We start from the raw sequence: 12,970 nt of genomic DNA on the forward strand, positions 1-12,970 counted from the left end.
GCGCTCTCCTTTTAATTCAGGCTGGTAATGATTTGCTCAAATTTAACTGCATCTTCCACTGATTGGCAAACCACCAAAACACTCGTGTCATCACCAATTGCCGTAAAAACTTCTGGAAAATTAAGTCGCTTGATTAGCACCGCCGCCATTGGTGCATGTCCTGGCCGCATTGTTAATGATAAAAACCGGTCAGAACGCTTTAGCGACTGCAAATCATTAGCCACCGCATCCGCCAACTGCTGTTCCTTATTATCCTGCCGATGAGTTGGCATGTTATATCGATAACCGCCTGCTGCACTGGGAACCTTTACCAACTGCATCTCTTTAATGTCGCGCGAAATGGTCGCTTGTGTGACGTGTATTCCTGCGGACAAAAGAAGCTGTACGAGGTCCTCTTGACGTTCAACATCATGATTTTCAATCATTTCACGGATTTTATCCTGCCGCTCCGATTTTTTCATTCCACATACCCCTTTCTAGGACTGTTTAAGTTCAGCATAGGTGTTATCAATTACCTGATCAATATCTACAATTGGGGAAATAGTTCCCTGATGATCCGTTAACTGAAGGTGTACCAAAAACTCGATATTACCTTGTCCACCCTTAATGGGTGAAAAATCAAGATTTTTAACATCAAAATGATTGTTGACCGCAAATTGACAGACATTTTTTATAACATCTTCATGAACGTTTCGACTACGGACAATCCCATGCTTGCCGACATGGTCACGGCCAGCTTCAAATTGCGGCTTAATTAATGCCACCACAGAACCACCAAGCTTGAGAATATGACTTAATGGTTCCAGAATTAATTTTAATGAAATAAATGAGACATCAATGGAAGCAAATTCTGGTTGACCCATCGTAAAATCTGCTAGTTTACTATACCGGAAATTAGTTTGTTCCATTACGACAACACGAGGATCTTCACGCAATTGCCATACTAGTTGATTTGTCCCAACATCAAGCGCATAGCTGCGTTTAGCTCCATTTTGAAGCATCACATCTGTAAAACCGCCAGTTGATGAGCCAATATCAAGAACCGTTAGATCTCGAACCGTTATCCCAAATACCTTTAAGGCCTTAGCCAGTTTCAAGCCACCACGACTAACATATGGCATCTTTTTACCCTTCATGTGTAAAGTAGTGGTTACTGGTATCTTTTGTCCCGGTTTATCTAATCTTTCATTATTTTTGCCAAGGATTTCTCCGGCCATTACTGCCCGCTTAGCTTGTTCACGCGAATCAAATAACCCCTGCTTAACTAATAATACGTCAACCCGTTCTTTTTCCATTTTTTCACCTATTTAAAGTATGCCAAGAATTCTTCTAAAACCGTAAAATCTCCATTGGTTTGTTGATTGAGCTTTGCCGCCAATTTGCGAGCCTTAGATAGGGCTAATTCCAACTGATGCTTAGTTTCAGCTAAACCTAACAAGCCTGGATAAGTATTTTTTGCTTCCGCTTGATCCTTGTGAACAGCTTTGCCCATCTGTTCTTCGCTACCCACAACATCCATTAAATCATCATAAATTTGGAACGCCAAACCATAATACTCACCAAAACGAGCCAGTAAATGTTTAGTTTCCGGAGCTTGATTTGTGATTATTCCTCCAGCAAGAACCGCATAGCGAATTAATGCTCCTGTCTTCTTTTCGTGCAGTAATTGTAAGACTGGCAACGCTAAATTGTGTCCTTCATTGTGAATATCCATGGCTTGACCAGCCACCATCCCTGATGAGCCCGCGGCTACGGATAGTTCTCTGACTAACGCCAGCCGAGTAGCAACAGTCAAATTATTGTCACTCAACCATTGAAAAGCTAACGTTAGCAAACCATCTCCTGCTAGTGTTGCCATTCCTGCGCCAAAGCGGCGATGGTTAGTCGGTAACCCCCGCCGCAAATCATCATTATCCATCGCCGGTAAATCGTCATGAATAAGTGAATATGTATGTAATAATTCGACTGCACAAGCCGCCCGTAAAACGTCTTGATTAATTGATTGCTGAAAGGCATCACAAATTGCTAACGTAAGTGCCGGTCGAAGACGTTTACCGCCCGCCATTAAGGAATAAATGGTCGAAGCCGCTAACGTCGGTTCAGCGCATTCGTTCTTGACGTGGTCACTTAAATATTGATTAATCTGTTTCTGATAGTCCTGAATCATAACTTTACCCTACTTTTCATCCTTATCAACAAATTCAGAGTGATATCCCTGATTCTGAACACCATTATTGCTTAGATCATCTCCGGCCTCCTCTGCCGGATGTAATTGGCCATCCGCCCCCATCAGTTGTGCTAAGGTTTCATCTGCTTTATCAAGTTGATTTTGCAATTTATTAGCTAACTTCATCCCATTCTTAAACTGCTTTAGTGAATCATCTAATGATAGATTTCCTTGTTGAAGATTATTAACAATATCTTGTAGTTCATTCATCTGCTCTTCAAACGTCACTTTTTTTCTAGTTGTTGCCATGTTGTGCTGCTCCCTTGTGTTTAATCTGTTTAATCTCTGCTTCGACGTCACCATCAACCAAATGAATAGTAATGCGATCAGTAACCTTTACCTGTTGAACCTGTTTAATGACTTGATTTTTTTTCGTTACATAACTATAGCCACGCGCCAACACTTTCTCCGGATCAAGGGTTGCTAATTGATTAATTAACCCCGTTAACTCTAGTTGCGATCGATGAACCTGGCGACTACCAACTGTCTGCAGTAATCGTTGCAAGCCCTGTAAACGCTCACGATCTCGCTTAAGGCGATCAGAAGGCGAAAAACTATGTAACTGGGTAGTCAATAAACGTAGCTGTTGTTGGCTTTCATGCTGATGTTGACGAACGCTTACCATTAATTGTTGTTTAAGATCATCTAATCGTTCCGTGGGCTGTTGTAAAATCCGGGTTGGTTCTTGAAAAATATAACTCTTTTGTAGTGTAGTCAGCCGTTCTTGAAGATGATCAATGTTGAGCTTCATTAAATGGGAAAGTTGCTGCCGAACATTTTGAATTTCCGTTTTAACATCCGCCAGTAACCATGCAGAAGCGCGAACTGCCGCACTAGTCGGGGTCGCCTCACGATCATCGGCCACTAAATCAGCAATTGTAGTATCAACTTCGTGACCAACTGATGAAATAACCGGAATGGGACACTCAGCAATCGCACGCCCCACTTCTTCCGAGTTAAATGCCCAGAGGTCGCCCCGCGAACCACCACCACGAGCCACAATTAAAGTATCGTAATTACCATCAGCGCTGACCTGGCTAATTTGTTGCGCAATCATCGGTGCTGCATCATCACCTTGAACTTTAGTTGGGTAGAAAACGAGCTGAATGAGTGGATTACGTCGACGAAAAGTTGTGATAATATCATGCTTTACCGCTGCATCATTACTCGTTACAATCGCAACCCGCTGCGGAAAGGATCGAATTACTTTTTTAGGTTGGTCAAACAGTCCCTCTTTTTTGAGTTTTTCATACATTTGCTGGAAGGCAACTTGAAGGGAACCAATTCCCTGAACTTCCATTTGACTAACATAAAATTGGTAAGCGCCACGGTTAGGATAGATATCAACATGCCCATAAACCAGCACTTTCATCCCATTTTCCGGTTGAAACTTGACTTTACGAAAATCATTGGCAAACATCACCGCACTAATCTTGTATTGGTTGCGAGCTGATAATTCTTCATTATCATCCTTGAGAGAAAAATATTGGTGAAGGCTGCTCGGCCGATAATCAGTTAATTCCCCGACTAGCCAAAAATTAGTCTGATAAATGTAAGGGTCCGCTTGAAATTTCCGACGAATGTATTTGGTGAGCTGATTGACAGTAATTGGTTCTACTTCAGTCATTGTTTGTACTCCACTCTGCTAAGTCGACCGTTTGTTGCATTAAAGTGGCGATGGTCATTGGTCCAACTCCACCCGGAACAGGTGTAATTGCGCTGGCAATGCCGCTAACGTTATCATAATCAACGTCTCCAACGAGGTGCCCGTCTGGTTTACGATTAATACCGACGTCGATCACAACTGCACCTGGTTTAATTTGATTAGCCTTTAAAAATTGCGGTTTCCCCACAGCAACGACCACAATATCAGCGTGTTTTAAATAGTAATTGACATCTTGACTGGCATGGTGAAGAATTGTCACCGTCGCATCATGATTCATCATCAGGGCTTGAAGAGGCTTACCAACTAAATGGCTCCGCCCAATAATGGCCACTTCGGCACCAGTTACATCAATGTCCATCGTTTCCAACATAGTCATGATTCCCCGTGGTGTGCAGGCAACCGGATAGTTAGTTTGATCATTGGTATATAGTTTACCAACATTGACGGGATTGAAACCATCGACATCCTTTTGCGGAGCAATTGCTTCAATGACCCGACTTTCAGAAATATGGGCTGGTAAGGGAGATTGAACCAAAATACCATGAATTTGAGGATCATCATTTAATTTCTGAATTTCACCGAGTAACGTTGCTTCACTAACCTCTGCCGGGTACTTTTTTAAAACGGAATAAAAACCAAGGTGATTGGCTTGCCGAGATTTATTTCTGGTATAAATCACACTTGCCGGATCATCACCAACCAAGACCACCGCCAATCCGGGAGTGATCCCGTTGTTTATAAGTGTTTTTGTCCGCATCGCGGTTTGCTGATTTAAATTTGAAGAAATTTGTTTGCCATCAATTATTTTTGCCATCGTATTCCCCTTTTCATATTGCAAAAAAGAGGTTGGACACCGCCAGCCTCTTTCCTAATTCACGTATCTTTGAAATTAATTAGCATGCTCTTTTTCATAGTGACCCAACACACCATTAATAAACCGTCGTGACTTATCATCACTGAATGACTTAGCTAATTCAAGCGCTTCATTGATGATAATCGGTGCTGGTAACTCTTTTTCATATTGAAGTTCGTATAAAGCAATACGAAGAATAACTAGATTTGGGCGAGCAAGACGCTCAATCGTCCAATTATTAGTTAAATAGCTACTAATAATTGCATCCAAATCTGCTTGATGTTCTTGAACTCCACTTACTAATTCATCAAGATATTGGGGAGCAGTTTCCTTGGAACCGAGTTTTAAAACTTCAGCATAAAGAGCACCCTTATCTGCTGATGGATTGTTAATTAATGCAAACAGCGTTTGAAAGGCTGCAATGCGAATTGTATGACGACTAAAACTCACTACTCTTCACCATCTTTATCATTATTTTGTGTTCCAAAAATATCGTTGGGGTCAATATCACTTTCGGTCTTTTCAGCATTAATTCCTTGGACATGGACATTTACAGTGGTGACCACTAAATCAGTCATTGAAGCAATGCGCTGTTTAACATTTTCTTGAATTTTAGCAGCCACTTGTGGTACGGAAACCCCATAATCAAGATAAACCGCAACATCGATCATCAAAGTATCATCATCAGAACGCGTTAATTTAACGCCACGGCGGTGGTCAGAACGACCCAATAATTCACCAACATTATTAGCCAGTGATCCATACATTTTTGCAACCCCATCAACCTGGCTGGCTGCGATTCCAGCAATAAATTCTAAGACACGTGGGGAAATTTGGATTACCCCTAATGTTTGGTCTTTACTACTTAAAACGATCTTTGATTCCTCAGCCATTCTCTGACCTCCAATTATCTTTCTTCATATAGCTTATCGTATTTTATTTTGCACTAAATCGCCCCGAATTGCAACAATTCATCACCCTACGCATTAGAAAAGGTTGCTACCGGTTGTACCTGACGATGGTACCAATCATGAATCACCAAATCGACCTGATTTACCTCGAAAGTTCCAAACTGTAAGCTGGAGTTTTGTTCAACATATTTTAATAAGCTTGCTCGATGTTGAACCTCAGTTGGAAAGCGAGCAATGGTCATATGACCAGAAACCGTCTGATAGCGTTCCATTAACGGAAGGTTCGCTAACGGTATTTGCAGACGAAGTTGATTTCGTAAATTTCCTAATGACAATGAATAATAGCCCTTAACTAAAACCGCTCCCGGACTGACTATCAATCCCTGCATTCGCCATTGAATTGGTAAAAAACGATCAACTAATGGCTGCAGCTGACTAGCATAAGCATCCAGAAGTTGCTCTGATGGTCGTCCCCGATATATATCCATAATGGTTAAATGCAATGCTGTACTTGGATAATAATATAGTTCTGGAACACTAGCTTTCATTCCCTGAAGACACATTTTTATATTACGGGAAACGTGAGCAGGAACTGTTGCAATCAGTGTGAGCGATCTGCGGTGATCGTTCCTCAGCTGTCCTAACCAGGGATCAATTTGTTCGTGTCGACATTGAATTGCAATTCGGCCTTGCTGATTAATTTTTTTGTAAAGTTGGTCTAATTGCTCATCCATCGTTACTTACCCACAACCACTATCTCAATAGGTGCTTTCGTCAATATCTGCGGTTCGCCATGGGTGATTACGATATCATCTTCAATGCGCACACCACCCAATTTAGGAATATAAATTCCAGGTTCGACAGTAATTACCTGGTTAGTTTCTAATTTTAAACCATGAGCAGCTGGTCCATAACTAGCGGGCAGTTCATGTACCGCCAAGCCAATACCGTGCCCCATGCCATGATTAAATTCATCACCATAGCCTGCTTCGTCAATAATAGAACGTCCATACCCATCTAACTGATCTCCACGAACTCCAGAATGAGCATGATTAATAACTTGTTGGCGAGCCCTATTTACAATTTGATAAACATCACGTAATTCTGGATCAATGGAGCCAACAGCAAACGTCCTCGTCATATCAGCAGTATAACCATCAACAAAGTAGCCAAAATCAAGAATTACAATATCACCCGATTGGATTTTACGATCGGATACCGTCGCATGTGGCTTCGCCGAATTAGGGCCACTTGCCACAATAGATGGAAATGAAGCTGCGGTTGCACCATGTTCCTTCATCCAATAGTCTAATGCTGCAGCCACGTGCCGTTCTGTCATACCGGGTTGAACCATTTTAAGGATGTATTGATAGCCAGCACTTAATAAATCAGCCGCGTGTTTTAATTTTGCAATTTCGGCTGAATCTTTGACTGACCTTAACTTTTCAATCACATTTGTAAATGGAACTAGGTCAGCAACCATTATTTCATCCAGTAAATCATAAATCTGATAAGACACCGACTTATCAAACCCTAAAACTTGAATTTGCATTTTCTGACAAAGTTCATTAAGCGTTTCATAATAATCTGCTGTAATCAAGCCAACCACGGATTTTGATTCATACTCCGCTAATGCTAACTGGTACCGTGCATCGGTAATCATTATAGCTTGGTGATTGGAGATCAATAAAATGCCATCACTCTGCATCAATGAAAATCCCGTTAAATATTCAATGTTTTTACTATTAGTTACTAAAAACGCATCTAAATACAGGCCAGGCAACTGCCTTTGGAGTCGTTCAATTCTTGTCATATACTCTGATAACCTAACCTTTCAATAAAATTATTGCAATAAAAAAAGCTTCCGCATTCACGAAAGCTTTTTTGAAATTAAGCTTCAGCCGGGTAAACCGAAACCTTTCGCTTACTACGACCCATGCGTTCAAACTTAACAACGCCATCGATCTTTGCAAATAACGTATCGTCACCACCACGGCCAACATTTTCACCGGGGTTAATGTGAGTACCACGTTGACGGTAAATAATTGATCCAGCAGTAACTACAGAACCATCCGCAGCCTTAGTACCAAGACGACGACCAGCTGAGTTACGACCGTTAGCAGTAGAACCGCCCCCCTTGTGGTGGGAGAAGAATTGAAGATCCATAATCATAATCGTTCACCTCCAGAATGAACTATTTTTCATACATTTTAACTTCAATGTATTGTTGGTAACGATCTTGAATATCCAAAAGTCCATTCAAGAAAGTTTGTAATAAAATTTGCGAATCATGCCGCAAATCTAAATTAGTAGCATTAATGTAGCCACCCTCAGTTTCATTCATTTCGACATTAGGATGAGTATCAATAACCCGCACTAATCCATTAATTGTCGAGATGGTCAAAACAGAAACTGCAGCACACACGATGTCATGACCATAATCACCTGCATCAGCGTGTCCCGTTAACTTAAATGAAGTAATCTCGTGATTCGGCGTCACATTAAACACTGCGCGAATCATAATCTCACCTCACTTAGGCATTAATAGCGTTAATCGTAACCTTAGTGTATGGTTGACGATGACCTTGCTTAGTGTGGGTGTGCTTCTTTGGCTTGTACTTAAAGGTAACAACCTTCTTTTCCTTGCCTTGCTTGTCAACAGTCCCTTCAACTGATGCTCCATCAACGAATGGAGTACCAATCTTAGTGTTGTCACCGCCAACAAAAACGACTTTGTCAAAGGTAACCTTGTCGCCTGCGTTAACATCAAGCTTTTCAACAAAGATTGATTGACCTTCTTCAACCTTGTATTGCTTTCCACCTGTAACAATAATTGCGTACATCTTGTGCACCTCCTTAAATCTCAGACTCGCCGACACAAGTAGCAAATGCTTTTTACTTGTGACCGTGCGGTTGTAGTTGTTGGTTCACAAATACAACGTTTGTATATTACCAAGGATTTCTCAGTACGTCAATAGCTAAGGCCTAAATACTTATGCCACTTTCTAATTCATCATCAAAGAATGACGGAAGTAAAATTCCCGTTGCTTCAAAACGGTTCAAAATCCGTGAAACTGTCTTCGTCATGTATTTTGCCGTATAAATCAAACCATTATTTAACCACTGAGCAATTAATCCCAACATCGCGGAAGCTGTGAAAGCAACCTGAACCTTCATTGGCACGTCCATATCATCAAGATCTTCACCCATCTCTTTAATGAAAGTTTCCATTTCACTAGTCAAACGACTATACAGTTGCCGATAGAAATTATTATTTTGTGCCCGATCTAATAAAATCGTAAAAATATCAGAATTCTTCTCAATATAGTCGAAGGCCTTATTCAGCGACATTAATTGAACTGTCTTACCATTAACTAAGGTGTCTGAATCAACCATTACTGAGTCAAAAAATTCAGTAATGATTTCATCCATTGCCTTTTTCACAAAGTCTTTCTTATCCTTATAGTGTAAATAAAATGTTCCTCGTGTAATGTGGGCAGCTTCAGTAATCTTCTGAACACTGATACTGTCGATTTTTTCGTTTTGCATCAGATAAACCAATGCCTTACGTAAGTTCGTCCGCGTTTTAACTACCCGAGGGTCTAATTTCTTATCTGCCATAAAAATCAGCCTCCATCTTATGATAATTCAATCCTTAATTATTCCTTTTACCAGCAGTGTAAAAGCTTAACCGTACTTTGTCAAAGAAAAATCATTACAGTTTGTCTCTATTCATCTATTTAGCGATAGTAATTTGGTTTAAAGAACGTGATTGTTTAATTATTTTTGGATAATTTCAACTTTTTAGTTAATTATGTTGAACTTATCACATGAAAATTGTTCTTCTATTAAATTCTATAATCTGCACTACTAATTAGCCGCGATGATAAAAAAATAGAAAGTCTAATCACTATGGCTTCCTATTATTTCATTTCCAAATTATATGAGCCATTAACACATAAATCAAGGCACCGTCTTTTAAGAATGATCATTTAAAAATTAACAATCATATTGTTAATAAACTAAAAATAATTTCACTCATCGTTAGCTTGTAGATACCAATAAAAAAGAATCCTATCATATCAAGGCTTCTAAGGCGGTTTCAATGAGAAGAGTGGGAATCGAACCCACAACCTTCGGTTTAGAAGACCGATGCTCTATCCAGTTGAGCTATCCTCCCAAGCCAATAATATACTAACTTTTTTAAAATTTGTCAATTTTAGCCCCTACTTTTTAGCAATCTTCCTAATTTGTTTAAGAAATATTAAAAATAGATGTTAAATGTTACAAAAAGATTGCATTTTTAATCATTTTGATAATAATAAGAGTTAGACAATGTTTTGTGGGGGTGTTGAAATGTTACCATTAATCGTCATCGTATTAATTATTTCATTATCAGCGGTCGCTCAGGCCAAAGTATCAGGTTTCCAGCCGGTGAAGCACTCCCAGGGACGTCATGCTGCAAGCGTGGATTCCCATAAAGCATAGCCGATCTTTTTCTTTTATCTTATCAACAGGAAAGTGGCGCTACTGTTTAAATGCAGTAACGCCATTTTTCTATCTTATATTTTCCTTTATTAAACGTTCATGTTCTTGCATAATTGCATCCGTTGACAGCTTAAGGTCGACCAGGCCGTACTTGATCAAGAGTCGCCAAGCGTGCCGAAAGTCCGCTTGCCGATGGGTATAATAGCTCGTAAATAGAAAATACTTAATCGTTAAGTATTGCTGATCCTGATCCGCTAACTTTGTAACTGGCTTCGCCTGGGTTAACTTATGATAGCTAGCCTCGTCCATGACAACTAAGTGCGTCCACTGTTTTTGCGCACTAAATAGTAAAAACCAGTGTAAAACAGCAACATATCGTTCTAAAATCTGTTGGTTAGATAACGATACTGCTGGAGCCTTTATTAAATCATAGCTAATTGCGGGTTGGTACAAGCCTGCCAGTGAACGGTCACAATGGACTAAAATTTCCCTTAGGTGACTCTCCGGTCCTAATAGCAAGTCCCGCCGTTCAATAATTTGATTATCAAAATAAATTGTATCTTGCAATAATTGAGTAATGTCTAACACATGTTCACCCCATTAGTCAGCAAATACAACCGGATCCGAACGTACTGCTAACGCCTCTCGGTTATTCAGGTACCAATCACGAATCATATCGTAATGAAGCAAGATATCAAACAATGAATATTGTTCATCAGGATCACTAACGTGGAAGTACCATTGCTTGCTGTAATCATCAGGATCATACGAAAGAGTTAACTTAATCTCTCGGTCCAAGTCTAACAATGCCCCATTATTCTTTGGCAGACTTAACAACATGAATTCTGTGTCAGTAGTTTTGACAAACAACCGATCAATCACTGTTAAATCTAATTCAGGTGCTTGCAATGGGAACGCAACTTCATTGGACGAATCCAAAATACCGAGATCTACGGTAAAGCCTAACTCGTTGACCAGAATTTTAGAGAAGTCAATTAGTGACTGTAGAGTTGCTTGAATATCCAAGTCACTATAGCGATTAATCTCTCTAATCACGAAAAAGTTAACGAGTGCTCGATTGCTAAACCGTAAAACCTTCCGTTCCAAATTTAGATAAAATAATGGCTCATGCTTTTCTTGTTCCGTAAAAAATGCTCCGCCATTTTGCCGGTCTAGCTCAAAACGAAATTCAATATTTTCGAAATGAGTTGATGTCATTGACAAACGATGTTCTGTTTCATCTTCATTGATACTTAACCCCGAAATATTAGCTAAGTCTAATAGGCGACCCATAAATAAAAGATAGTAGTCCGCAGTTTGATAGTGTTGAGGAAACTTTACAAATGGTGATGATAAATCAATCTTAGCTAATTTCACGGTTGCCGTTAATAAATCTTTTGGATCTGTCTTCCCACATAATTCATTTAGCAAGGCAACATATTGTTCACCAATTCGCAGTCCATTCGTTAAGGAATCACTTAACGCTTGGACTTTTTCAGTGGCTGTTTCTGGCATTTTTTCATTACTCATGATCAGCCACCTGCTTTCCGTCATCTTGTTGTGATAAGTGTTTTAAATAATGGGCATATAGGTTGCGGTTGGCTAATTCGAAATCTTCAAAACTTCCAAACGTATCGATAATACTCTTTTGTTCGTAACTCAAAATCGTATTCTCCTTGGACAATTCCAAAACCGTTTGATTATTCTGTTTAATATGTGCCTGAGCACCCCGCGCTTCTTCAGTTTGATCCTCTAATTCGCTAATCCGATCAATAATATCTTGCCGGGCTTCCTTATTCTTACTTGATTCAAATAAGCCGGATCGCGAATTAGCTTCCTTGAGTTCATTCTGTAATGTTGCCTTTTCTTGTTCTCGTTCCGTTCCGGAGTCAATTAAGCTTTGCAAATGATCATTTTCTTCTGATAATTTTTGAATACGGGCACTGTTGTATTTTTTACCCTCTTCACTCAACTTAAACGATTGGGCAAGCTTATTGTATTCATCCTGATTAAAGGCAAAGCGAATATTTAAAACATCCAACTCACCAAATTGGCGCCGATCCCACCAATTACCAAAATAAATTCGGTAGTGACCAGTTTGATACTCTTCATAATAGAAAAATGGGTAAGCCTTGCCTAAATAGTCGATCAAACTCTTACTTAAATAGTCACTTAATTGATCCGCCAAATTATCAACTAGATTCATTACCCCAGCATCATTGGCCTGTTGTTCACGATGTTCAATTTCTGCTGCATAACGTTGATTATCAAGTAAACGGTAAATTTCAGCATCTTGATGACGAGTCACTGCCGCTTTAAGTTTAGTTAAATAATCAATCTTTTGTGTAATGGCTTGATTAATCATGCCACCCACATCAAGTTTTTCATTGTCATACTTTTCGTTTGCCATGGATGATATCTCCTTAACTGTTACACATAATCTGTGTAATTATATACTATTAATTTTAACCATTCTGATCAATAAATTAAAGTTAATCATTGATCTTGTAATATTTCTTAAGATTTTATGACGAATTTGCATTTTAGATTTGGCGACCTATAATAGAGATAGTTAGTTATTTTACAAATGTGAAATAGTTAACTGTTTGGATTTGGAAAGAGGCGAATGTTGATGACTTTAAGTAAGCAAGAACGCAAAGAAATGGCTCGTAAGGCTATGGAAAAGCGTGGTACTAAGAAGCCTGATGGCTCTGGTTTTGCAAAGATCGACGCTGACGCCGCCAAGCTTAGTGATTAATTTAAAAATTAAACATTAAACTAATAAAGAGGCTGGGAAATTATCCCAACCTCTTTTCTATTTGGTT

General features: G+C 39.5%; 18 protein-coding genes, 1 tRNA gene and 1 other annotated feature. Of the genes, 1 reads left to right on the plus strand and 18 read right to left on the minus strand.

All coding sequences use genetic code 11. The annotated features are described in order from the left end of the window. Window positions 1-11: 11 nt before the first annotated feature. From AC1EKL_RS01635 to AC1EKL_RS01720, 18 genes are all read right to left on the minus strand, one after another. Window positions 12-461 carry an arginine repressor gene (locus AC1EKL_RS01635; protein ID WP_480189213.1) on the minus strand — a complete coding sequence of 150 codons (450 nt, stop codon included), beginning with the start codon at window positions 459-461 and terminating at the stop codon, window positions 12-14. A gap of 15 nt (window positions 462-476) precedes the next feature. Then, window positions 477-1,295, minus strand: a complete 819-nt coding sequence (locus tag AC1EKL_RS01640; protein ID WP_480189214.1) for a TlyA family RNA methyltransferase — start codon at window positions 1,293-1,295, stop codon at window positions 477-479. An 8-nt stretch (window positions 1,296-1,303) separates the two neighbouring features. Then, window positions 1,304-2,167 carry a polyprenyl synthetase family protein gene (locus tag AC1EKL_RS01645; protein ID WP_480189215.1) on the minus strand — a complete coding sequence of 288 codons (864 nt, stop codon included), beginning with the start codon at window positions 2,165-2,167 and terminating at the stop codon, window positions 1,304-1,306. A gap of 9 nt (window positions 2,168-2,176) precedes the next feature. Further along, on the minus strand, window positions 2,177-2,476 hold the full coding sequence (locus AC1EKL_RS01650) for an exodeoxyribonuclease VII small subunit (protein ID WP_480189216.1): 300 nt from the start codon (window positions 2,474-2,476) through the stop codon (window positions 2,177-2,179). Further along, complete coding sequence (gene xseA / locus AC1EKL_RS01655) at window positions 2,463-3,854, minus strand: exodeoxyribonuclease VII large subunit (RefSeq protein WP_480189217.1); 1,392 nt, start codon at window positions 3,852-3,854, stop codon at window positions 2,463-2,465. Before xseA ends, AC1EKL_RS01650 begins: the two co-directional genes overlap by 14 nt. Next, window positions 3,847-4,707, minus strand: a complete 861-nt coding sequence (locus AC1EKL_RS01660) for a bifunctional 5,10-methylenetetrahydrofolate dehydrogenase/5,10-methenyltetrahydrofolate cyclohydrolase (protein WP_480189218.1) — start codon at window positions 4,705-4,707, stop codon at window positions 3,847-3,849. Before AC1EKL_RS01660 ends, xseA begins: the two co-directional genes overlap by 8 nt. Before the next feature lie 75 nt (window positions 4,708-4,782). Beyond that, window positions 4,783-5,196, minus strand: a complete 414-nt coding sequence (gene nusB / locus AC1EKL_RS01665) for a transcription antitermination factor NusB (RefSeq protein WP_480189219.1) — start codon at window positions 5,194-5,196, stop codon at window positions 4,783-4,785. Beyond that, entirely contained in the window at window positions 5,196-5,639 is a 444-nt protein-coding gene (locus AC1EKL_RS01670) for an Asp23/Gls24 family envelope stress response protein (RefSeq protein WP_480189220.1), read from the minus strand. Before AC1EKL_RS01670 ends, nusB begins: the two co-directional genes overlap by 1 nt. An 86-nt stretch (window positions 5,640-5,725) precedes the next feature. Continuing rightward, window positions 5,726-6,391: a 2'-5' RNA ligase family protein gene (locus AC1EKL_RS01675; RefSeq protein WP_480189221.1), complete on the minus strand. Its 666-nt coding sequence runs from the start codon at window positions 6,389-6,391 to the stop codon at window positions 5,726-5,728. 2 nt (window positions 6,392-6,393) lie between these two features. Beyond that, a complete protein-coding gene (locus AC1EKL_RS01680; RefSeq protein ID WP_480189222.1) occupies window positions 6,394-7,470 on the minus strand; it encodes a M24 family metallopeptidase in 1,077 nt (358 codons plus the stop codon). A 77-nt stretch (window positions 7,471-7,547) separates the two neighbouring features. Continuing rightward, window positions 7,548-7,829 carry a 50S ribosomal protein L27 gene (gene rpmA, locus AC1EKL_RS01685; protein ID WP_006916294.1) on the minus strand — a complete coding sequence of 94 codons (282 nt, stop codon included), beginning with the start codon at window positions 7,827-7,829 and terminating at the stop codon, window positions 7,548-7,550. 22 nt (window positions 7,830-7,851) lie between these two features. Then, window positions 7,852-8,178: a ribosomal-processing cysteine protease Prp gene (locus tag AC1EKL_RS01690; protein WP_480189223.1), complete on the minus strand. Its 327-nt coding sequence runs from the start codon at window positions 8,176-8,178 to the stop codon at window positions 7,852-7,854. Window positions 8,179-8,191: 13 nt separating this feature from the next. Beyond that, complete coding sequence (gene rplU, locus AC1EKL_RS01695) at window positions 8,192-8,500, minus strand: 50S ribosomal protein L21 (protein ID WP_006916296.1); 309 nt, start codon at window positions 8,498-8,500, stop codon at window positions 8,192-8,194. Between the two features lie 12 nt (window positions 8,501-8,512). Then, window positions 8,513-8,582, minus strand: a sequence feature (ribosomal protein L21 leader region). Between the two features lie 60 nt (window positions 8,583-8,642). Beyond that, a complete protein-coding gene (locus tag AC1EKL_RS01700; RefSeq protein ID WP_480189224.1) occupies window positions 8,643-9,278 on the minus strand; it encodes a TetR/AcrR family transcriptional regulator in 636 nt (211 codons plus the stop codon). Window positions 9,279-9,763: 485 nt separating this feature from the next. After that, window positions 9,764-9,837: transfer RNA gene (locus AC1EKL_RS01705), tRNA-Arg, on the minus strand. Between the two features lie 377 nt (window positions 9,838-10,214). Continuing rightward, window positions 10,215-10,733, minus strand: coding sequence for a dUTPase (locus AC1EKL_RS01710; protein WP_480189225.1), 519 nt, complete (start codon window positions 10,731-10,733; stop codon window positions 10,215-10,217). A gap of 12 nt (window positions 10,734-10,745) precedes the next feature. Then, window positions 10,746-11,675 carry a hypothetical protein gene (locus AC1EKL_RS01715; RefSeq protein ID WP_480189912.1) on the minus strand — a complete coding sequence of 310 codons (930 nt, stop codon included), beginning with the start codon at window positions 11,673-11,675 and terminating at the stop codon, window positions 10,746-10,748. Beyond that, window positions 11,668-12,555 carry an exonuclease SbcC gene (locus tag AC1EKL_RS01720; protein ID WP_480189227.1) on the minus strand — a complete coding sequence of 296 codons (888 nt, stop codon included), beginning with the start codon at window positions 12,553-12,555 and terminating at the stop codon, window positions 11,668-11,670. Before AC1EKL_RS01720 ends, AC1EKL_RS01715 begins: the two co-directional genes overlap by 8 nt. A 222-nt stretch (window positions 12,556-12,777) precedes the next feature. Here AC1EKL_RS01720 and AC1EKL_RS01725 point away from each other — a divergent pair, with 222 nt between their 5' ends. After that, window positions 12,778-12,903: a hypothetical protein gene (locus tag AC1EKL_RS01725; protein WP_006916302.1), complete on the plus strand. Its 126-nt coding sequence runs from the start codon at window positions 12,778-12,780 to the stop codon at window positions 12,901-12,903. Window positions 12,904-12,970 lie beyond the last annotated feature (67 nt).

This window comes from Limosilactobacillus sp. C0001E2 (assembly GCF_056590915.1).